This window comes from Rhodococcus sp. 06-235-1A (genome assembly GCF_002258785.1).
Lineage (GTDB): Bacteria > Actinomycetota > Actinomycetes > Mycobacteriales > Mycobacteriaceae > Rhodococcoides.
Map to the genome: position 1 here is coordinate 31,062 of NZ_NOYI01000019.1, position 18,541 is coordinate 49,602.

Below are 18,541 nucleotides of genomic sequence, written 5' to 3' on the forward strand. Positions count from 1 at the left end.
CGGTCACAGTTGTTGCACCGCATCGACTTTCCAACGGCCGTCGTCGTCGACGACAAGGACGGCGACCTGGACGGTGTCGACGCCGGCGACCGAGCCGTCGGCGGCGATCGCGGTCTGCTCGACCTGGTACATCCGGTGCACAGCGCTCGCGGTATCGATCGCGCCCTGATTGGGCACGTTGGACACCGTCGGCCAGACCTGGGCGTCGACCGAGGCCCATTCGAGCCATTGACCGCCCGGGCTCCCGGTGGGCGTGGTGGCGAGGAGCTGCTCACGGAAGCGGTCGGTCAGAGCGGACCCGGTACGGGCAGCGGCGTCGTTCGGCCCGGCGTCGACGGCGGTGTTCCAGGTGAACCACGTGGTGACCACCCCATCGGCGACAGCGACAGGATCGCTGTCGTCGACCCCGGCCAGGGTGTCCGGTATCTGGGCCGGGGTGGTGGCCGGCGACCGTGTCTGGGTGGCGCTGGGGGCCGCGCCGGGGGTCCACTGCTGCGCCGGTGCACCTGCGGTGGTGGCGGTGGTCGGCGGTGTGGCGGTGTCGGTGGACGAGCAACCTGCGGCCAGGCCGACGGCGACCAGGAGCGCGGCGGCGATGGCGGCGTTCCGGGCGGCAGTCACGACGGGTCCTCGTCGACGAACAGGTCCGAGAGCCGGATCGCTTGCCAGGCCTGGAAACCGGTTTCCTCGCACCAGTCGACGGCGCGGTTGTCGTCGGTGATGTCGAGTTCGAGGGAGACCCCGTGGCTGGCTGCGACGCCCGCCAGTGCCGTTCCGTCGACGTGGGGGTTGCTGATGTGCAGCAGCAGGCGCACTGCCTCGACGCCGGCGTGCTCGCGGGCTTTGCCTGCGAGGAAGATCGCCTTGCCGGCGGCGGAGTCGTCGGCGGAGGTCTGGTTGCCTTTGCGGAACACCGTGTCGTTGCGGTGGAAGGTGCCGTACCAAGCGGCGTCGTCGACCGGTCCGAGAATGGCGAAGCTGCCGCGGTCGTCGCCGGCGGCGTACAGCTCGATCAGTGGTGCATTCTCTGCGACGGCGGCAATTTCGTTCGTGCGTGCGATCGCTTCGCTCTCGCGGAGCTCGTCGTAGTCGATGTCGAGCTGTTTGACGAGTTCTCGTTTGATCTTCGGCCACATCGAGCGTGCGAACAGGTTGTTCTCCTTCGCCCACGTCCGCAGGTCGGCGCTGGTGTACTCGCGCAGGGTGTCGGCGGCCGAGTGCACTGCGGCCGCTGCTTGCTCCCATTCAGTTGCTGCCGAAACGGTCATCTTGAGGTTCTGCCTTTCATCGGTGGACGGGTAGGGCGGGCATGGAAGTGTGATGTCAGACAAAGCGTTTGGCTTTCAGTCCGGACGCGGGAGGGGTCCAGGGCGAGATCTTCACGACGTCGCCGGATTGGGGAGCTTCGACGACGGTGTTCGCGCCCATCCAGATGAAGATGTGTCCGGAGTGGGGTTGGATGATGTCGCCCGGCCGCAGGTCGGCAGGGTTGGCGATGGTCGTGCCGCGGGAGTCGTTGATCTGGGCGGAATCGAGGTGCGGGAGCACGATGCGGCCCGCGGTGGCCTGGGCGACGGCGTATTTGACCAGACCGGAGCAGTCGAATCCGACTTTGGCGAAGTCTCCGTACATATCGGCGACCCCGCCGTCTCGGGTGCCGACGGTCGGCCCGTTCTCGTCGCCTCCGCCCCAGGCGTAGGGCGTGCCGAGCCACCGGGTGGCGGCGTCGACGACGGCCGATCCGGACGACGGGCCACCGGGAACGATCGCGGCTACTGGTGCGGTGAACTCCTCGATCGCGAACTTGCGGATGTTGGTGATGTAGCCCTGGGTTTCACTGTTGGTGCAGGTGTGGCCCTGGGAAAGAGTGGCACCGGGTCCGCAGTTGTACATCGACAGCGCCAGATCGACGACGTTGCCGGTCAGTCGACCGTCGGCGAGGCCCTTTTTCGACAGCTCGACCATCTTGCAGTCGTAGGACGCCATCGACATCACTGCGTCGGCGACCGAGTTCATCTCCCGCTTGCCGTCGCCGTCGCCGTCGACGCCTTCCTGCTCCCAGGTGGACGGGAGGAACTGTCCCGGGCCGGTGGCACCGGACCGGGCGTTGTAGGCGTTGACGTCGAACTTGCTCTCCTGCTTGAACTGCCCGGCAATGAGCGGTGCGGTGATCTCCGGGCAGGTGGCCGCTGCTCGGTTGATCCAGGGCTCGAATTCGGGTGGGACACTGCCCGGTTTGAGGTCGGATCCACCGATCGAGGGGCGGGCGCATCCGGCCCCGCCGATCGGGCGGACCGAGGCGGCATTGACGATTGCCGGGGACGAGGTAGCCGAGGTGTCCGGGGTCGTGGGGGCGGCTGGTGTGGGTTCGGCGGCACCGGCGAGCCAGGGTTGCGGGTCGGTCGGTGTTCCCGCGCCGTCGGGCAGTCGCCCGCCCTGCCAGACCTCGAAATGCAGGTGCGGGCCGGTCGATCCGCCTTCGTTGCCGATGCCGGCGATGTGTTGACCCGCGGTGACCTGATCGCCCTTCTTCACCGTGATCGTGTCGGCGCTCATGTGGCCGTACACGGTGGACAGTCGCTGGCCGTCGATGGTGGTGTCGATGATGACCCAGTTGCCAAACCCCGCTGCCGGACCGGCTTCGGCGACGGTTCCCGAGGTCGCCGCGTAGATCGGGGTGCCCAAAGGCCCGGCGAAGTCGACGCCGCGGTGCATCGTGCCCCACCGAGGACCGAAACCGGAGGTGATCTCGTAGGTTCCGGCCAGCACGGGTTGGGTCTTGTTTCCCGGTCCCGGTGCCACCTGCCCGGCCGCCGGGGCTGTGGGTAGGCAGTCGTCGACCTTCTTGGGGTTGTCGCTGCCCAGCACCACGCCGCCGACCAGCACCACCGCGGCCGCGATGACCGCGGCCCCGGCTTTGATGCCGTTCGAGGTGGTGCTGGACTTGCCCATATGCCTTCGACGTCCTTTCATCTGATCGGTGACGCGAGGTCACATGCGCTGCGGGTGGACAGGTGCGGTGGGCCGGATAGGTGTTCGGGGGCAACGGGTTCGGTGTCCGGCGCGGTCAGCCTCCGATTGCTTTGGTGTAGATCTCGACCATTTCCTGCAGGGCGGTGCGTTTGCCGTCGACGAGCCACTGGCCGTAGGACTCGTGCACCCGCGAGCCCAGGAAGCTCGCTGCGGTGACGCCGGCGTCGACGATCTGCCCCAGGGCTGCGGCGTCCGGGGAGGTGACCGTCGCCAATGCCGAATTTCCCAGTCCGACAAGGTCGCTGCTCTGTGCTTGGCTGCTCATCAGCGCGGTCATCGCATCGGTGGGTGCGTGCAGTTGGTCGGCGGACATCTTCTGGCTCGGCATCAGGACGCCGAGTGCGACGTTGGCGAGATCGATTCCGATGGGCAGCAATTGACCGAGAGCGAGAAGGTTTCCGGTCTCGACGACCTGCCATGCGACCTCTTGGAGCTGTCCGACGTCGCGGGCGAGGCGGATGACGTCGACGTTCGCGAGCAGACCTGCCACCATCGACGTCGCGGCCGCGGTGCCGGACGGGTCCGGAATCAGGCTGATCAACCGCGCGATCGAGGACAGATCGACCCCGGCAGCCATCTTCACCAGTGGAGAGAGCTGATTGTTCAGCTCACCCGAAACCCGGTGCGCTTCTTTGATGTTGCCCGAGAGCAAGAATCCGGGGAGGGCTTGCAGGTTCGCCGCGACGCCGTTGTAGTCGACCGACGTCACCCCGGTCACCACGCCTAGGACCTGGTTGATGATCGTGACCGGCTTGATGGCCGACAGAACCGATGTCGCGGTCGCGAGCTGATCGGCCGGGGTGCTGGCCAGCGGAGACACTCCCGTGCTCAACGTCTGCGCGGGGCCGGACAAGGCCGCAAACGTGCTCGCGGCATCGGTGGGAGCTGCGCCGGCTGCGGACGGGGTCGAGCCGCTCAGAGCCGATGCGCCCGACAGGACGCTGCTCGCCAAGCTCACGACCTGGTCGGCGGCACCGACGATCTTGGGGATGTCGATCTGGTCGAGCGCGTCGACGACTCCGCTGGTCGCTGCTTCCGGTGACCCTTCGGCTGCGGTGCGCAGGCCGTCACGGGCGGCGGGGTTCGCCGCCATCCACGACTGTGTCTGGGCGACCGGTGCGAACGTGCCGGACAGGAGCTTGGCCTGCTGGCCGATCTCGGCGATGTCGAGAGCCGAGGAGGTCGAGGTCGGAGCGCCGGCGGTCTGCAGCTTGTCCACCGAGGCTGCCAGCGAGGACGCGGCACCGGGTGCGGCGGAGAGGTCGGCGAATCCGTAGTCGGAGGTGACTGCGTCCAGGAACGACGACGCACCTGCACCCGCGCCGGTGGCTGTCGGGGCTCCGGGGGTCGAGGACGTCGACGGAGTGGGGGTGCTTTCGGTGGCGCTGGTCGAGGTGGGCTGCGTCGATGTCGCGGTGGACTGGCCTGTCGCGGTTGCTGCGGTGGATTGGCCGGTTGCGGTGGCTGTGGGCGCGCTGGTGCCGGGTGTGACGGTGGCTCCGGCTGCTGTTTCTACGGTGCCGGGTGGGTTGGCGAGGATGCGGCCGAGCGAGGCCAGGAAGGAGTTCGAGGACGTTTCGGTGTTGCAGTACTTGTCGTCGGGGTGGCAGATGTCGAAGACCTTCCCCGACAGGGCACCGAATCCGCGGGCGTCGGGTCCTCCGATTCCCTGACCGGCGAGGGTGGGACCGACGACCTTCGCACCTGCGGTGCCGCGCTTGGGGTTGGCCAGCAGTGCGACCGCCAGTACCGAGGCCGGCGGCGTCGGTCCGGACCCGGTCCCGATGTCGACCGCTACGTCGTTGGCGATCTGAGCGCCCTGGGAGTAGCCGCCGATGACGAATTTCGAGCCGGGGCAGCGGGTGAGGGCGTCGACCGTGGCCCGATCGCCTTCGGTCTTGGAGGTCGCGTACGTCATGCCGGACTGGAGGAATGCCTGTGCGGGGTAGGAGGGGTAGACGACCTGGATCTGAGATCCGTAGCGGCGCTGCAGCTCCTGGCCGACTTGTCCGAGCATTCCGGCCGGTTTGGTGGGGTCGGCATCGGCGCGGGTCTCGGTGGTTCCCGGTGCCAGGACCGCCACGTATCGCGCGCACGGCGACCCGGCTGCGGGTGCGGCGGAGGCGACCGGGGCCACGAGGACGAGTCCGGTGGCCACGGCGGCGGTCAGGGCGGCGAGTCGGACGGAGACGGCACTGCGCATGGTCTATTCCCCTACTTCGGTGATCGATTCGATGAGATGACGCCCGTCGACCACGGAGGTGGTGACGCGCTGGGTGCGGTACTTCGGGCCGGGTGTCCCGTCGGGTTGGACGAGACTGACGGTGAGGGTGAACAGCCCGGGCAGGACCGGATCGAGGTCGAGGCAGTACATCGAGCCGACAGGGGTCGCGGCGATACCCGCGTCGAGGTTCGCCACGCTGGTGAACGGCGGGGCGGCCGGGGAGAGGAGCTCGAACGCGGCGGCACCGGACCGTTCGACGTACAGGCGGTACTCGAACGCCCTGATAGCGTTCTCGCCGCTGTCCTGCCCGCCCGCGGGCATCGAGCAATCACCCTGCGCGGACTCGGCAGGAGCAGACGTCGGTGAGCTCTCGCTGGGTGATTGCTCGGTGTACGTCGACGGCGCGGACGTGATCAGTGCATCGGCCGGCAGTGGGCCCTGCGCGGGTTGCGGGTCGTCACCGGTGGCCACGATGACGCCGGTGAGGATTGCGGCGACCGTGACGGCAGCGCCGCCGAACAGCAGGGCTGCTCGGCGACGACTGCCGTCACGGGATCCGGATGCGGCGCGCGGTGGTTGTGGACGTCTCGGTGACCGGCTCGGGCCGGTGGCGCTGACGATCGACGAACCGTGGTGCTCACGCGCCATGAGGGTGAATCCTTTCGGGGACAGATGAATCCGGGGAGAGAGCGGTCACGCAGGGGCGAAGGCGGCGTTCAGTCCTGCGAGCGCGGCGTTGGCCTGATCGACGATCGGTGCTGCTGCGGTGGTGACCGCGGCGACGGTGTCGGCGACGGCAGGCTGCTCGAGGGCCTTCGAGGTGAACCCCTGTGCTGCTTCGACGGCAGGTGCGGTCCACACCGACGCGTCGCTGACGGCCTTGTCGACGATCGGTGCCGCGTTCTGGACTGCGGTGTCGGCGGCCGCGAGCACCTGGCGGCCGTTCGGGTCGGCAGCAAGAGTGTCGCGGACCTGCCCGACGGGTCCGGGGAGATCGACGGTCGCGGCCGGCGGGATCGCCGGGACGCTGTCGGCGGCCGGGGGAACCACCGCGGGTGCGGGGGCCGGCTCTTCGATGATCTGCTGTTCGCCGCCGAGAACGGTGGCACCGAGGACACCGCCGATGGCAGCGCCAGCGCCGGTCAGACCCAGCACGATCGGTGCCGACAGGGCAGCGCCGACGCCGGCACCGGCAAGTGCGGCCGCACCGGGAACGAAGATGTACCCCACCGGTCCGGCCCAGATGACCGCGGGTGTGGCTGCGGTCGTCGCCGCAAGTCCGAGCGCGCCACCGATAGCAGCACCGGTGCCAGTGATCACTGCGGCCGGGGCCACCGATGCAGCCAGGCCGACAGCGCCACCGGTGATGACACCGGTGGCGGTACCGGCCGCGATGCGGTCGGCACGAGGTGCATCGGCGAAACCGTTGTCCACGAGCCAGTTACCACCGTCGGCTTGAATTGCCTGGGTGGTGTTGTTGAACTGCTCGACGAAATTGCGGTCCACGATGTTCGGGTCGTACGGCACGAGTTCACCGCCGACGAGGAAGTACCCGTCAGGTGCGTCGATCGGGGCGATGACCTTGCGCTGCACCGTCGGGACCGGCGGCGGGGGCGGCGGAGTCGCCTGCAATGCCGGGGGTGCTTCGCTCGGGGCGGCCTGCGGAGCAGGGGCTTCGTAGTAGGTGTTCTGGTAGTACGAGGACTGCTGGTTACCGGCCAGGTAGTCGTCATAGCTACGCGACGGGGTCTGCTGGACCTGTGGTGATGGCTGGTAGCCGGGTAGGTACTGGCGTTCTTCCGGTGCGGCCGGCGGCGGGGTGGCCGGAGCCGTTTGCGGTGTGCCGGTGACGCCCGGCTGTGATTCCTGCGGGGCGATGACGCCCGGCTGTGAGGGTGCGGCCTGCGCGGGAGCGGCCTGCATGGTCAGGCCTGCGATCGTCACCGCGGCCATGGCGGGCAGCGATTTGATCACCCGCCCTCGCGTGTTGGGTGAGCGGTGGTGTCCGGTGCCCGGTGTTGCTGGCATTGTGTGTCGATCCCTTCCTGGTGCGACCCGATGGTCGGGTCGTTCTGGTGAATGCGATTGCGGAGCAACCGTTCTGGCGACGATTGGTTCTAGATCAAGTGAGTGGAGAAAGTGGATGGGTGCGTGCGATCCATAGGTTGTGGGCCAGTCGCACGCACCCATCACGTGCTAGAGGCTCAGAGCCAGCCGAAGAACACCGACCAGAACCAAGGCTGCTGGAAAATCCACATCGGGTATCGAAATCCTCTCTGTCAGAACGGGTGTGGGTTCGAGGGGTGATGTCCCGGCGGGGCCGCGCAGTACCGAACATGATGAAATGCGCTTACTGCGCGACCCTCGCGCCGGTCCACCGTTCGAGCTACAGGACGTCGGGGGAGCTCCTGTAGCTCACGAGCGGGACTATCAGCAGAAGCCCACTCGGGTCGGGCTGCAATTCGAACCGCCAGGTCTACGGCTTACTGGAAGTAATGGATCGATCAGTGCACGATGTGGATGGACCCCACTCGGCTAGCAGGGCTCCGTCGTCACCGATGTACTGGTGGCGACCGGAATGCCCGTGGTCGAGCGAGCATGCAATCAAGTCACCATGTGTCCGATTCACGACGATTGACGCGCAAAACTGTCTCTGTGCGAGGAAAGTTGACTCCATCGCATCCCGTGCGGCACTCACCTCGGTCCACCCCCACACCCTTGGCTAAAGTGGCAATGTCGGTCGAACGCACTTGTCGTCGCGCCTCGTCCGTGTTGGCCCAGCACTGAACTTCGAAGCTGTCCAATTCTGGGCTTAGCTGTCGACGGCAATGGTGGAGCGGAAACCGCGAGCGACGTGACCATGTGGAACTCCCGACAGGAATGATCGGACGGAATCTGTGAGCAAACCGTCCTAATGTCCCGCGCTACAAGCAGTGCCGAGAGCGACAAGCACCGAGGAATCCCTTTTGGGCGCGCAATAGGACTGTAGAACAGGTTTGGTGCACCGCGCAATTGGTTGAAGGTTGTGGAACTCGGAACGGGCGAGCGCATTGTTGCAACGATAGCGCGCAACTATAAAACGCACAAGACATCGAGGTTGACGTGGATCGAGGAAGATGAAGCTGTCTTGGAAGGTCGATAGAGAGTGGGGACAGTGCCGCGAAGCGGGGTTCGTGGATTTCGGGCCGATCGGTTGCGCGAGCTTCGGGTACGCGCTGGGTTCAGTGCTGACGACCTTGCGGCGACTGTGGGCGCGACTAGGCAAGCGGTATCCACCTGGGAAACGGGGCGTTCAACGCCACCGCCGGCGACCCTTGGTCGAATCGCGAATGCCCTGCACACGTCGGTCGCAGCCTTAGTTCCGATTCCGGAGTCTCAGCTCAAATTGTCCGACCTGAGGGTGCATGCGGCGCTTTCCCAGGGCGACGCTGCGCGGATGTTGGGGATGTCGGCCACTGTTCTCGCCGACATCGAGCGGGGGCGCAAGCCTGAGACGGAGGAGCGCATCGAGTCGCTTGCGGAAGCGTATGGGGTATCCACCCGAACGGTGGCAGCTGCATGGAGTCGAACTCGCGATGCACGCACGACACGCGCGCAGTCCTTGTAAAAAACGCAACTATTAAACGTACGTGCAGTGCGGGCGCTGCGATCGACGTGAGTCCGCAATAGTCTCTGTAGATCCGCATGGATCCGCGAGATTTTTTACTCTTCGCACAATTCGGTCAGAGTGACAAGTGCGGCCGTGGTGTGCTGATCAAGCGAGACCAGAACCGCGTTGACTTTCATGGGCTTCCAATGTCCGTCGAGAGTTCTGAATCGAAGCACGGCGTTAGTGCGTTCGCGTGCGAGTGCATTCGACATTTGCTTCGCAATTGGTACGTCGTCCGGATGAATGGCCGGTACCGGTTCGTCGGGAAGGTTTTCCCAGCAGATATTCGGTACAGGTTCAGAGTTGTACCAGCGCAACAAGTTCAGAGTCCTGAGGTTGACCAGTGCGCGGTACTCGCCCTCCTTGGTAGACGCCTCCAGGACACGATGCTCGAGTATCGTGGGTGGGGGAGCGATAGTGATTTCACCTGCGGGGCCGATGTCATGCGTGATGCCCCTCAGGATTATTTCGGTGCCCGCAGCCTGGTCTTCGGCAATCATCCGGCACGAGAAGTGCGCGGCCCGAAGTTCGCCGTCGTCCCGTCTCACTGTCCAAACTGCTTGATGGGTAGTGCCCGGTGCTGACTGCACGATCTTGGCCATAGCTTCGCTCTCGTCACGGTTTGTGACAAGTCGGGTGAACGCTCCCGCGAGTGCGCGCTGGGTCTCGCGCTCGTTTTGCGGAACGCGGTACAAATCGAGTAGATCATTGCTTCCGCTTGCTGTGCTATTCGTGAGGTTGAACTGCCACGCCCCGGTGGCGTCTCGCGGAGGTGGAGTCTCATCGCGCCGGCCGAGCCACACCCATGCCCCGTGCGTACGGCCCGCAAAGGTTTGCAGTGGTTCGGCCAGTACTCGCCTGTATCGGTCTCTGGACAGCCGATCCACCATGGCTCCCGTAACAAGCGTCTCCGTCACCGCGGCCAGTGCCTCGTTGCGGCTGGCGGAGCTGCGCAGAACATGACGAGGTGAAACAAAAGACTTGGGCGAGGACCCAACTCCGATCACGGACGGCTCTTCATCTCCGAACGTCTCTATCAGGATCCAGCTATTCGACATGGTTGACCGACCCCCGCAGGTCTGGTGAGTGGTTTCTGTTGATGACGACTTGCTAGGTCCGTCGCAGTGCTCGGAGCGAAGGCAGCAGCCGTTGGTAGTGAGGGCCAAGCACGCGCGTTGTCGCGGCGACGAGGCGGGCGTCGTTCCCTATTGTCACCTGCGACTTCCCCCTCCACGCACCCGCAATGATTTTTTGGGCGGCCACTTCGGGGGTGGTTCGGGCTATGCGTCTATCGAAAAAATCGGCAGTCCGCACGTGATCAACGCCCGGTGCCGCCCGCGCCGTCCGAGCGATCGACGTCTTGAGTCCACCAGGGATCACACAGGTCGCACGCGCGGTTCGTGACGCCAGGCGGAGTTCCTGGTTCAGGGCTTCGGTAAAGCCCCGAACGGCAAATTTGGATGAGTTGTATGCCGAGTAGCCTGGTGCGGACATGACTCCAAATGCGGACGACACGTTGATAATTCGGCCTCGACGTGACGTTAGAATGTCCGGCAGAAAAGCGCGAGAGCTGTTGACGACGCTCTCGAAGTTGGTTGCCATCACGAGATCGAAATCAGCTGGGGGAGTGTCGATGACATCGCCGCTATATAGAACACCTGCGACGTTGAAGACCGCATCAATACCGCCGAGCCCATTGCGCGAAGATGCGGCCCACGAAGTGATTTCGGCCCGGCTGGAGACGTCGACACGGGTCGCTCGCGCGATCGCGGCCGTCGCAGCACATCGAGACTGTGTGTCGAGGAGGGCGTCGTAGTTGCTGTCGGCGAGCGCGAGTGACCACTTCTGTTGTGCTAGCTGCAAGGCGATCTCGCGGCCTACGCCCGAACCCGCGCCGGTAATCGCTGCTTTCCATTCACCTGGCATCTGCTCGCCCCTCCTGCGCCTCGCTACCTTGGGTAACTAGGAACAGTAACGAAAGGCTTGCAGTCGCGCTAGCAACCAGCTGGTCTGTATTTCGTTTTGTATCTAGTCGTTCCGGTGCGCTTTGTTCGGAGGCGCTCGGACGAGCGGTGAACCATATGCGTGAGTACGACTCGGGTCCGTAAATGTTGGCAACGCATTTGCGGGACGGTCGGTGTAGATAGGTGTCGGAAAGTCGATCTAATGTCGCCGCGGTAAATTGCATTTTCCGCGCCGTCTTGAGGAAAACACCAGTTCAGCACAGTTTCGCTCTGCAGAGACGTCGGCAATCTGCGTTAGGCTGCGCATATGGACTTCCGACCAGGCCGAACACATGCGGTGACCCCTTCCGCAGGCATTTCGGGCACGGGAAGGCCGATGGCTGTCGAGCCGGAGATCCCGCCCGCCGTCGCGAAGCGGATCGCAAGCGCCGTGCAGTCCTCCCGCTCCGAGGGAACGCGCAAGACCTACGCGGCCGCGTGGAAACGCTTCACAAGCTGGTGCGAGACGAATGGTCACGTGACGCTACCGGCGCACCCGGTCACTGTCGCCGCCTACCTCGTCGACGCCGCCGATACCCGCACCGAAGCAGGGGAGCGGGCCTATGCCGTCGCCACGTTCGGTACTTGGATCGCGGCGATCAACCACCAACACCGAACCACCGGACATCTATCGCCCTCCGCGCACGAACTCGTCACTGCAACCCTGTCGGGGATCCGGCGGGAGTACGCGGCCGCGGGGGACCGACCCCGCACCCCGCGAGACCCGTTGCTGGTCGACGACATCAAGCTGCTCGTCGCGACCGCGCGGGAACGGTGTCACGGCTGGGCCGACGAGGTCCTTGAACGCCGCGATTCGGCCATTCTGCTCCTCGGGTTCGCCGGTGCCTACCGCCGCAGCGAACTCTCCGAGATGGTCTGCGGAGACGTCACCGTGCACCGGCACGACGGACTCCACATCCGGCTACGTAAGTCGAAGACCGACCAGGAGGGTAGGGGAGCGGTGAAAGCCCTGCCCTACACGGAGTCCCACCAGACCTGCCCGCCCTGCGCGTACGTCCGATGGGCGCAGGTGGTCGCCGCCTTCGATGCCGGCGGCCGGCCTTCAGTGATCCGGCTTCTCAGGAAGCGGGATCCATTCGACGGTCACGTGTGCCGTGGGAGGGTGCCCCGCACCGCCGCACGGGTGCCCCTGCTTCGTACAGTCACCAAGAACGGCAATCTCGGTTCCACCGCGCTATCCGGAGCGGCAATCCACCAAACCATCCGCCGCCGCGCCGAACATGCCGGATACGACCTCAAGGCTCTCGCCAAGCTCGGAGGCCACTCGCTCCGCGCCGGTTTCGTCACCCAAGGCAACCGCAACGGTGCCGACGGATCCGCCATCGCCCGACAGACCGGACACGCCAGACTCGACTCCGTCGAGGTGTACCGCCGCGAATACGCACCGCTGGTGGGCAACGCCGTTACCGACATCGGCCTGTAAGTACTGCGCCGATTCGCGTGGGGCGGCAACTGGAGCCACGTCAGCTCGTGGAATAACATGTAAGTAATTTGGTCGTGACGGTTGGCCAGGAGGAGGTGAAGTCGGTGGCACTGGTAAAAGATGCTGCGCTCGAAGATGCGCAGGAAACGCGTCGGGCGCATTGGGGTACCCAACTACCAATCGATCCCTTCTCGATCGCGCGAAGCCTTGGTATCGAGATCACCTATATGACCCTGGATCCGGGCATCTCTGGCATGTTGATTCGCAAGAAGGGGCGAGCCCCTCAGATCATTGTGGACGAAAATGACACGCCTGCGCGGCAGAACTTCACCGTCGCCCACGAAATCGGTCACTACATCGAACGCGTGAAGGTCGACCCGGAGGGGTCGTTCTCTTTCACTGATTACCGCGGTGCACCCGCTGGCCGCGACTTGCACGAGTTCTACGCCGATGAGTTCGCAGGAAACCTTCTTGCCCCGCCTCAAGCTGTGAAGATGCTGTCAGCCCGCGGCATGAGCACAATCGAGATGGCCAAGGCCTTCGACATCTCGCTTCCAGCAATGCAGACCCGGTTGCGGCGACTGGGCAAAAGTTAGTGCACGGCGAGGAGTTTGGGGCACCAGACGACAACGGCCCTATGGATGATGACTTCGATGCATGGCTTGAAGCGAATCCGGACCCTGAGGACTTGGACGAGTTCTTCGACAACGCCAAGTTGAGTGACCTCCAAAGTCAGCATCCAACTTTCATGGGGACCGCAGAAGAGGGTCGGAACCACCTGGCGAAAATGAACCGGGCTGAACAGAAGAAGGCCCGGCAACAGAACAGGCTGCGCAAGCGTTTTTTCAAGTGGGCCGGATTAACCGTAGTCGGAAGCCTGTTCGGAAACTTTGTCCTGTTCACGATCTTCATGATCTGGAACAAGGGGGATATTGCAGACTCAGTGATGATTGCCTGGATCAGCGCAACGGTCGTCGAGGTGCTCGGCATCGCGTACATAATTGCGAACTATTTGTTCGACAACCCAGGCAGCAATGCTTCCCGGGCTAGGCTGATACGGCCGAGTCCAACTGATTCGGTGTAGCTCCGTTCGGTCAGTTCGTTAGTCTGTCCAGCTGTAAATTGGCTGCCAAGCCCTAATGGTCGAACTCAAACGGTCTGGATAGTGAATCGCCCGTGTCGATCCGGTGGTGGTGGCGTGCGCTTCGATCAACGCAACTGCGCATTCGGTGACGTAGACAGCTACCGCGATAGCGTCTGCCATCATCGAAAACATCGATGAGATGTCACCTCCGACAAGGGTAGCCGGCCAGGTTTCTCCGTGGCTGAAGCTCGAACATACGTTGTACTGCTGCTCGACAAGTAGTCCAATCGGTCTGGAGCCAATTTCTGCCGCCAGGTGTGGAGGAGAGTTGTCCTGGATCCATCGTCCGGCTGCGATAACCCTCGCGGTGGGTTTTGCCGATTGCGGGCCGAGTCGGTTCAACTCGGCAATCCATCCTTGGACTTCGTCGCGCTCCAATGTCGGGCCGGGTTCCCCTCGACCCAGTGCCAGTGAGATCTCACCGTCAAGGTATCGCTTGGCGTCGCCAACGTTTGCGAGCGACATCCCGGCTGCGCGCCGTCGTCTAATCTCGCGATCTGGGGAGGACATTACCCAGATTGCCTGCGAAGAGCACTCGAATGCTGTCCGGCACAACGACATAAAACTCGCCGCATGGTGGTTGAACGGCATTGTGTGGGCGACTTGGTCGGTCAAAATATGCAATGCCGAAAGTTGGTCGGTGGCCCACATGATCGGTCCGACCGCCGCGCCTACCACGCCTCGGGGAGGTATTTCGGGAAGAGCCGGAGCGTCATCACGGGCAAGAGAGCTATCGCTGTCTGGAAAGTCGGGGGCCGTAGGCCCGCGCATAGACCAGTTGATCAAAGTGCAACCTCGCTCCACTCTGGAAACTACACGTCCAAGCGGTGGATGTTGAGCCAGGCCGAGCGAGTAAATGGCTTTCCGGAGCACGACTGCATCAGACCACATAACGGCGGGCAGTGCAGTAAATCGCCGTTACCACCTCCAAAAGCTGCTTCCGGCTCATCCGCCAATCAGGCCAAGCCTGCGCCGGCGCGCGTAGCGAGCGATGGGGAATCGCGTTGTGCCCACCGTAACTTCCGTGCGGTTCGCCGGCATGTGCAGCGCTATGTGTCGGTGTCTGTCGGCATGATCACTACATGTCCAGGAAACGGGATCGGAAGAAGCCGTTGGAACGTGAGACCGCCGCGGGTGGGCGTACGTCCAACAAGGCAGTGGTCTATGACGGTATACGCACCGTGATTCAGGACGAGTTTGAGTGGCGAGGTGGGCCATCACTGCTACCTGGCATCGTTCCGCGCGGACTTCTCAGCCGTCGTCGTCAAATGGTGCTGGCTGTCTTCGATGAGTACCTCCCGGACGACGTGGTCGTTCGAATCCGAATCACGGCGTCGATGGCTGCCACCCTCGCCAACCTCCAACCGGATTTGTACGGAAAAGGAGGTTCGGGTTAAACCACAACGAGGGGGGCGAACATAGCTCAAGCCAAGACCGTGCTGGCTAGTGACGACACGTGGGACGTTGTGATCGACTGGGAACGTTTTCTGAACGAATCTCCCGAATCCCAGGCCGAAGTCGACGACCAAACGCAAATCTTGGAACACCTTGCGGCACATGAGCCACAGCACATCTTGATGCATCTGAGCAGCACGGACTCAAGCGACTACGTTGATAGCTTGACGGGTTCGCCAACCGTTCGAGCATGGCGTCACTACGTTGGTGAAGCAATCGATGAATTTCGCTGTGAGTTGGCAGCCAACCGTCGCGTGACCATGACTCCGACCCATGAGTCCACCGCAAGTGACGATGTAGAGCATTTTCGACGCGCATTGAACGAGAGCGCTGCCCACATTGACGACAACCCCAGGCGAGCCGCGATGCAAGCGCTGGGTGCAGCGAAAGAGATGGTGAAAGCTCTTGGCTATCTGGCGGCAGAATACACGGCAGGGGACCGAGAGCCACTTCCCCCCGAGCCCACTGCCGACCGGGTGGGACGAATACATCGGTCAGTTTTGGCCGGACATATTCGAACTGTTCGCCAGTGTGCCTGCTGCCAATGAACCAGCATCCGTAGAGTTTCTCACGACAGTTCTGCAGGCGACTTGCGAGCGAGTCATTACGTGGCTGACGGAGATTGGTGTCCGATACGAGAAAGACGAAAATCTCAACGACTACTGCTGGTGGGACCGGCGGGAGTTCTGACGCAAGGATAGACGACACCAAAGGAACGTAAGAGAAAAACTAACGCGTGACGAGGGCTCGACAGGCTATCGGAGTCTCTGATCCCTCATTTCCTTCGTGAGGTGGTGACAGTCTCCGTCATTATTAGAACGGTTCGAGACCTGCCCTCCCAGCGGCAGTTTTGAGGTGTAAGTACACCGGCGTAGCGGCCCGGCGAAGCGGCTCAGTCGGGTCGAGGTTTGGTGGTCACGACCCGAGGTGCATACACATCCGTCAAGGAACCTTGACGGTGCGGTAACTGCCGTTTACGTCGGGCGCGCCCGAGGCCATCGTGTTCGCACGGCGAGATCGGTGCCGATATGCGCAGTCACATGCTGCGTCGTCGGACCTCCGTGCTCGTTGACGCACCGACCAGTTGGACCTGCCCTGCCCAGGTGGCACCGGGCCCGTTAAACGGGCAGACGTTGATGGACTGAGTGAGACTTCGCAGGACGCTCGACCCTGGAACTCGCTCAACACTTACTCAACACTTTGATCTCGGTTCGGGTGGTTCCATCAGAACTTCGGTGGATACTTGAATTGCGAAAACAGCTGGCCGGATGGTGTATGTGGATCCATATCGGTCCGCAAATCCGTGTGAGCTACTACCAAGAGGTTAGGGGTTCGAATCCCTTCGGGCGCACAAGAAAAGAGTCCCCCACCTGCGAATCTGCAGGAGGGGGACTCTTTTTCATTGTCGGCGCTCGGCTCGACGACACGGAAACGTGAGTCCCCGCCATCCCGGTGCTGGTTCTGTTTGCAGAACTCCAACGCGCAAAGTGCGGGACGGCAGCGTTTGGCAGGTGAACTGGGTGGACGAATTGAGTTTGCAGAACCACTCTCTTGCAAAGAGAGTGGCGCTTCGACGGAGTGGTCCTGACTAGGGACGTCAGGCGAAGCCGCCAAGGGGCCCGCACATGATGGCGGATTCAGACCGGCTCTCGGTAAGCCGGGCGCGCCGTCGGGCAGTCTAAAATGATGCGCCAAGCTCCCGTGGTGCCCCAGCGCTTAGAGTCGTCTCTCGTGGAGTTGAGTACGCAAGGTGCCTGGGGTGTTCTGACAAGCAGTTCAGACGCGATCGCTGGTGTTCTAGGAGCTGGCGCAGGTGGGATGATCGGCTTCAGCTCGCTCGTCACAGGAAATCACCGGAAGATTTTCATCGCTGTCGGCGTAGTTCTGCTTTTGCTGATGGTCGTCGTGGTTGTCGCGGCAGCGGTCAAGCGTCGAAGTGTGCAAGCCGCTCTAGCAACGGAGCGGTACCAGCTTCTTGACAAGGATCTTAGCCCGCTGTTGCAACTCCTCGCAGAGGCCGTGGCTACTCAAGACCCCGGTCTTCGGAGCCAGTACTGCGCTCGGGTCCGTCAGGGCGTGGTGGCTGCCGCGTCCGTCATCGTTGCACCGGCGGCGGCGACTGGAACCCGCGCCAACCTATTCCGCAGGAATGGCGACGAAATGATCCTAGAGCCTGGATGTTTTGCCGGTCGAGGTGACAAGTCAACGCGTACGTTCAAGAAGTCTCACGAGACTTCGAGGCAAACAATGAAGAACAAATATCGGTTTGTAGAGGAAGTCGACGACGCGTCCTTGATCTACAAGACCTATCTCACGTACCCCGTCGCGGCGACGGACACCGAGATTTTCGGCGTCCTGACCGTCGACTGCATGGAGGTTGGCGACCTTAGCAAACGTGACATACCTGCCATGTGTGTCCTGTCCGCTATCGCTGCCGCCAGCTACGCCCTCGACGCTGCTTCAATGTCCGGTACCCCTCAAGGGGCCGCGCTATGATTGAGGCAAGGACCGCCACGTTAGGACAGGTAACGAAATGACTGCACAGCAGCGTGAAACAGTTGGCGATGCGCGAAAGCGGGACGCCATACGAATCTTGAAGTCTGACAAGCCTTCAGGGTATACGGCGCCGCGCGAACAGCGTGGAATGCCTTTTGGCTTCGCAGGCAAGAAGTTCAAGGGCTAGGCCATTCCAGGTACCGATGCGTCCGCGCTTCAGTCCGAGTGCTGCTCCCAGCCAGTTAAGACCAGCATTTACTTAGTAGGGCGCATGGATTAGCACGAGAACTGGCGGCAGAACACCGTTCGGGTGAAACAACGGTCGCTTTCGATTCGAGCGAGGTCCAGGGTTTGCTCGGTGCCGCTGCGGTTGACCCGTGGTCCGTCGTTCAATAGCACTACGCGGACGCGATGGCGGAGCCCGACGTCCTCAGAAGCCCAACGTAATTCGTCCGACATTACCAATGCTGAGGGGATACGTGAAGTCTGGAACCATCACCGAATCCAGCCCCACGTCGCCTAATTGCAAGAAACCGCCGTTCGGATCGGCTGTGGCAGACCCTGCTAAGAAGGTGAACTCAAGCCTCAGGTCGAGGTAAAGCGCGCGGTTCGCTACGCGTACCGTATCTCTTGCATGCGCCTTGGAATGGAGCCACTTGGACGTGTTTTGGATCGTTCCGTGGGGGGTGTCGTCTGTTCTCCAGACGTCGAGAAAGACTGCGCAAACTAAGGTCTCTGCTTCTACGTCGGAAATGACGGCAAGGCACAACCGTTCGCGTAAGCAACGTCGTTCTGGCACATTCTGTCCCTGCCCGCCTGCGCGTGAGAGCTGGGCTTCCGAGATCCACATACCGACGGGCAGGATCCGACCCGTCGGAAGGGCCGCTGAGGCGACTGGGCCCCGGCATGTACGGCATCTTGTTTTACTCAAACGTCAGCAGCCACAACAAGATCGCAAGCAGGATCGCCGGCGATAGCGCTCCTGAGGCGTCCAAATCATCCCACTGTGCTTCGGCCAGGGGCGAATGGTGCTAGATGGATCGCGGGCAGATGCCGAAATCTGCGGACGTGTTGGGCGATGAAGTAGATCATT

At 63.0% G+C, this 18,541-nt stretch carries 15 protein-coding genes; 6 read left to right on the forward strand and 9 right to left on the reverse strand.

Annotated elements, in window-relative coordinates; translation table 11 throughout:
- Nucleotides 1-3 precede the first annotated feature (3 nt).
- From CH275_RS17930 to CH275_RS17955, 6 genes are all read right to left on the reverse strand, one after another.
- Nucleotides 4-621 (reverse strand): hypothetical protein, encoded by a 618-nt coding sequence (locus CH275_RS17930; RefSeq protein ID WP_094634006.1) that lies wholly within the window; start codon nt 619-621, stop codon nt 4-6.
- Nucleotides 618-1,268, reverse strand: coding sequence for a hypothetical protein (locus CH275_RS17935; RefSeq protein ID WP_094634007.1), 651 nt, complete (start codon nt 1,266-1,268; stop codon nt 618-620). Before CH275_RS17935 ends, CH275_RS17930 begins: the two co-directional genes overlap by 4 nt.
- 55 nt (nt 1,269-1,323) lie before the next feature.
- On the reverse strand, nt 1,324-2,952 hold the full coding sequence (locus CH275_RS17940) for a peptidoglycan DD-metalloendopeptidase family protein (protein ID WP_249305511.1): 1,629 nt from the start codon (nt 2,950-2,952) through the stop codon (nt 1,324-1,326).
- Between the two features lie 115 nt (nt 2,953-3,067).
- Nucleotides 3,068-5,236: a cutinase family protein gene (locus CH275_RS17945; RefSeq protein ID WP_094634009.1), complete on the reverse strand. Its 2,169-nt coding sequence runs from the start codon at nt 5,234-5,236 to the stop codon at nt 3,068-3,070.
- Between the two features lie 3 nt (nt 5,237-5,239).
- The gene (locus CH275_RS17950; RefSeq protein WP_249305513.1) at nt 5,240-5,905 is read right to left on the reverse strand and encodes a hypothetical protein; all 666 of its coding nucleotides are present in this window, start codon (nt 5,903-5,905) and stop codon (nt 5,240-5,242) included.
- Between the two features lie 45 nt (nt 5,906-5,950).
- Entirely contained in the window at nt 5,951-7,285 is a 1,335-nt protein-coding gene (locus CH275_RS17955; RefSeq protein WP_249305514.1) for a hypothetical protein, read from the reverse strand.
- A gap of 1,126 nt (nt 7,286-8,411) precedes the next feature.
- Between CH275_RS17955 and CH275_RS17960 the strand changes: the two genes are divergently transcribed.
- Nucleotides 8,412-8,864: a helix-turn-helix transcriptional regulator gene (locus tag CH275_RS17960; RefSeq protein ID WP_094634011.1), complete on the forward strand. Its 453-nt coding sequence runs from the start codon at nt 8,412-8,414 to the stop codon at nt 8,862-8,864.
- Between the two features lie 95 nt (nt 8,865-8,959).
- On the opposite strand, the gene CH275_RS17965 is transcribed toward CH275_RS17960, so the two are convergent.
- Nucleotides 8,960-9,964, reverse strand: a complete 1,005-nt coding sequence (locus CH275_RS17965; protein WP_094634012.1) for a GAF domain-containing protein — start codon at nt 9,962-9,964, stop codon at nt 8,960-8,962.
- A gap of 52 nt (nt 9,965-10,016) precedes the next feature.
- Nucleotides 10,017-10,832 (reverse strand): SDR family NAD(P)-dependent oxidoreductase, encoded by an 816-nt coding sequence (locus CH275_RS17970; protein WP_094634013.1) that lies wholly within the window; start codon nt 10,830-10,832, stop codon nt 10,017-10,019.
- A gap of 414 nt (nt 10,833-11,246) precedes the next feature.
- Between CH275_RS17970 and CH275_RS17975 the strand changes: the two genes are divergently transcribed.
- The 3 genes from CH275_RS17975 (at nt 11,247) to CH275_RS17985 (ending at nt 13,437) form a co-directional block, all read left to right on the forward strand.
- Complete coding sequence (locus CH275_RS17975) at nt 11,247-12,353, forward strand: integrase (RefSeq protein ID WP_249305516.1); 1,107 nt, start codon at nt 11,247-11,249, stop codon at nt 12,351-12,353.
- A 74-nt stretch (nt 12,354-12,427) separates the two neighbouring features.
- Nucleotides 12,428-12,949 carry an ImmA/IrrE family metallo-endopeptidase gene (locus CH275_RS17980; RefSeq protein ID WP_094634015.1) on the forward strand — a complete coding sequence of 174 codons (522 nt, stop codon included), beginning with the start codon at nt 12,428-12,430 and terminating at the stop codon, nt 12,947-12,949.
- 41 nt (nt 12,950-12,990) lie between these two features.
- Entirely contained in the window at nt 12,991-13,437 is a 447-nt protein-coding gene (locus CH275_RS17985) for a DUF2569 domain-containing protein (RefSeq protein ID WP_141216552.1), read from the forward strand.
- Between the two features lie 18 nt (nt 13,438-13,455).
- On the opposite strand, the gene CH275_RS17990 is transcribed toward CH275_RS17985, so the two are convergent.
- Complete coding sequence (locus CH275_RS17990) at nt 13,456-14,148, reverse strand: hypothetical protein (protein ID WP_094634017.1); 693 nt, start codon at nt 14,146-14,148, stop codon at nt 13,456-13,458.
- 815 nt (nt 14,149-14,963) lie between these two features.
- On the opposite strand from CH275_RS17990, the gene CH275_RS29250 reads away from it, so the two are divergent.
- Both CH275_RS29250 and CH275_RS18000 read left to right on the forward strand, forming a co-directional pair.
- Nucleotides 14,964-15,500 (forward strand): hypothetical protein, encoded by a 537-nt coding sequence (locus CH275_RS29250; protein ID WP_143546811.1) that lies wholly within the window; start codon nt 14,964-14,966, stop codon nt 15,498-15,500.
- A 1,270-nt stretch (nt 15,501-16,770) separates the two neighbouring features.
- Nucleotides 16,771-17,448, forward strand: coding sequence for a hypothetical protein (locus tag CH275_RS18000; protein WP_094679680.1), 678 nt, complete (start codon nt 16,771-16,773; stop codon nt 17,446-17,448).
- Nucleotides 17,449-18,541 lie beyond the last annotated feature (1,093 nt).

What these genes read in the sequence shown, in the direction of transcription:
- CH275_RS18000 (WP_094679680.1), top strand. Translation starts at nt 16,771, where the DNA reads ATGATCGGCTTCAGCTCGCTCGTCACAGGAAATCACCGGAAGATTTTC.
- CH275_RS17935 (WP_094634007.1), bottom strand. Translation starts at nt 1,268, where the DNA reads ATGACCGTTTCGGCAGCAACTGAATGGGAGCAAGCAGCGGCCGCAGTG.
- CH275_RS17940 (WP_249305511.1), bottom strand. Translation starts at nt 2,952, where the DNA reads ATGGGCAAGTCCAGCACCACCTCGAACGGCATCAAAGCCGGGGCCGCG.
- CH275_RS17990 (WP_094634017.1), bottom strand. Translation starts at nt 14,148, where the DNA reads ATGTGGGCCACCGACCAACTTTCGGCATTGCATATTTTGACCGACCAA.
- CH275_RS17955 (WP_249305514.1), bottom strand. Translation starts at nt 7,285, where the DNA reads ATGCCAGCAACACCGGGCACCGGACACCACCGCTCACCCAACACGCGA.
- CH275_RS17975 (WP_249305516.1), top strand. Translation starts at nt 11,247, where the DNA reads ATGGCTGTCGAGCCGGAGATCCCGCCCGCCGTCGCGAAGCGGATCGCA.
- CH275_RS17970 (WP_094634013.1), bottom strand. Translation starts at nt 10,832, where the DNA reads ATGCCAGGTGAATGGAAAGCAGCGATTACCGGCGCGGGTTCGGGCGTA.
- CH275_RS17945 (WP_094634009.1), bottom strand. Translation starts at nt 5,236, where the DNA reads ATGCGCAGTGCCGTCTCCGTCCGACTCGCCGCCCTGACCGCCGCCGTG.
- CH275_RS17950 (WP_249305513.1), bottom strand. Translation starts at nt 5,905, where the DNA reads ATGGCGCGTGAGCACCACGGTTCGTCGATCGTCAGCGCCACCGGCCCG.
- CH275_RS17965 (WP_094634012.1), bottom strand. Translation starts at nt 9,964, where the DNA reads ATGTCGAATAGCTGGATCCTGATAGAGACGTTCGGAGATGAAGAGCCG.
- CH275_RS17985 (WP_141216552.1), top strand. Translation starts at nt 12,991, where the DNA reads ATGGATGATGACTTCGATGCATGGCTTGAAGCGAATCCGGACCCTGAG.